Genomic DNA, 1,901 nt, shown 5'->3' on the forward strand with positions numbered 1-1,901 from the left:
CCTGCCAGCGCCCGCTGCCGGCCGAAGCGCGCATGCGCCTGGTGTGGGGCAGCGGCATTGCCTCGGCCGACAACCCGCAGGTGCTCACCCGCACGCCGCAGCGCTTTGAATACACGGTGCGCGCGCGCTTTGCGGCCGACTTCACTTGCCAGCGCGAGCGGGCCGATGCCGGCTGCCTGCCGCTGCAGGCTATGGTGCTCAACTTCTCGGCCCCGGTGCCGCGTGCGCAGGCCGCCGCCATCCGCCTGCAGCCGGCCCAAGGCAACGCACTGCAGCCCGAACTCGAAGCGGGCGACGATGCCGTGCGCTCGGTGCAGTTCAAGGCGCCGCTGCCGCCCGACACCCGCTTCACCCTCACGCTGCCCACGCCGCTGGCCGACGACAGCGGCCGCCCGCTGGCCAATGCCGCCGCCTTTCCAATGGCGGTGGCCACCGGCCCGATGCCGCCGCTGGCCAAGTTCGCCGCCGCGCCCTTCGGCATTCTGGAGCTGGAAGGCGCGCAGGCGGTGCTGCCCCTCACGCTGCGCCATGTGCAGGCTGACCTGCTGGGCCCGCAGGCGCGCGGCACCGCCACCGTCAAGCGGCTGGACGCCGCCACGCCCGATGCCGAGCTGCTGCGCTGGATCGGCCGTGTGGCCCGCTATCACGAGAACACGCTGACGGCCAAGGAAGCCGGGCTGCCGCAAAGCCAGTGGAAAGAGCGGGTGACCGAAACCGACGACGAAGGCCGCAGCCGCACCATCGTGCGTGAACGGCAAGTGGCCACCCGCAGCCTGCCGCTGCTGCAGGCGGCCAGCAGCACCACGCAGCTGCAACTGCCCGCGGCCAGCGGCCGAACGGGTGATACCGAAGTGATCGGCCTGCCGCTGGCCGGTGCCGGCTACCACGTGGTCGAAGTCGCCTCGCCCCAACTCGGCCGGCAACTGCTGCCCGAGGGCAAGACCATGTACGTGCGCACCGGCGTGCTGGCCACCCACCTGGCCGTGCACTTCAAGCACGGCAGTGAATCGAGCGTGGTGTGGGTGACGCGGCTGGACCGCGGCCGCCCGGTGGCCGATGCGCAGGTGGCGGTGAACGACTGCCGCGGCAACCTGCTGTGGCAAGGCCGCACCGGCGCTGACGGCGTGGCCCGCATCGATGCGCCGCTGGTGGACGAACGTCGTGGCGAGGCCTGCCTGGCCGACAGCGGCGTCCTGTTCATCACCGCCCGCGCGGGCGACGACCTGTCGTGGGTGTTCAGCGACTGGAACCGCGGCATCGAGCCCTGGCGCTTCAACCTGCCCACCGGCAGCCCCGACGACGTGGCCGAAGGCCCCACGCTGCGCGCCCACACCGTGTTCGACCGCACGCTGCTGCGCGTGGGCGAGACCGTGCACATGAAGCACCTGCTGCGTACCGAAACCGGCCGCGGCCTGCAAGCCCTGCCGGTGGCCGAGCGGCCCACGCGCATGCGCATCACCCACGTGGGCAGCGACACCCGCTACGAGCAGGCCTTGACCTGGCAGGCCGAAGGCCGCCATGCCACCGCCGACTGGGCCGTGCCCACCACCGCCAAGCTGGGCCAGTACGAAGTGGAACTGCTGCGCGGCGACCGCGCCTGGTCCAGCGGCAGCTTCCGGGTCGAGGCCTTTCGCGTGCCCCTGGTCGATGCGCGGCTGAGCGCGCCCGCCGGCCCGCTGGTGGCACCCAAGAGCCTGCCGCTGGCGGTGCAACTCACCCACCTGTCGGGCGGTGGCGTGGCCAAGGCCCCGGTGCAGCTGAGTGCGCTGTGGCGCGAGCGCAGCGTCGACTTCGCGGGTTATGAGGACTACAACTTCCAGCCGCCGCGTGAGCCCGGCCAGGAAGCCGATGCGGCGGTGGGTGAAGAAGCCGCCGACGGCGCCCGCCTGGTGGCCGACAAG

The 1,901-nt window shown here is 72.4% G+C and carries 1 protein-coding gene; it reads left to right on the forward strand.

Annotation, left to right across the window (positions count from 1 at the left end; all coding sequences use genetic code 11):
- On the forward strand, positions 1-1,901 hold a 1,901-nt coding region (locus tag ABNT58_RS19115; protein ID WP_348755027.1), incomplete at both ends, for an MG2 domain-containing protein.

It is taken from the genome of uncultured Aquincola sp. (assembly GCF_964001545.1).
Classification (GTDB): Bacteria; Pseudomonadota; Gammaproteobacteria; order Burkholderiales; family Burkholderiaceae_C; genus Aquincola.